The organism is Pedobacter sp. GQ55, from assembly GCF_059758925.1.
The window spans coordinates 1-294 of record NZ_JCAXEI010000038.1 but is presented as its reverse complement, the minus strand read 5'-3'; the positions used below and the strand labels follow the sequence as shown (position 1 = coordinate 294).

The 294-nt window shown below is 41.5% G+C and carries 1 protein-coding gene; it reads left to right on the top strand.

From position 1 onward, the window contains the following. A partial coding sequence (locus AC6CH7_RS26525; RefSeq protein WP_498265570.1) for a hypothetical protein occupies positions 1–294 on the top strand: 294 nt, incomplete at both ends.

The following is a 294-nucleotide window of genomic DNA, read 5'->3' as shown; positions in this document are numbered from 1 at the left end:
CCTCAAAGGTGAAGCTGATTTGGTTTATAAAAAAGGTAAATTTTTTCTTTATCAAACCCTGGATATTCCTGAGCCAGCTGCACAGGATATAACAGGATTTATTGGTGTTGATTTTGGATTGACCGATATAGCCGTTACCTCTGATGGCGGTAAGCACTCCGCCGACTGGATGAATCAATACAGAGAAAAAAGACAACAGGTTCGTAGTTCTATTCAACGCAAAGGCACACGCAACGCTAAAAGGTTGAGCAAACGGCTTAGTGGCAAGGAACGAACTACATCTGCTATAATCAA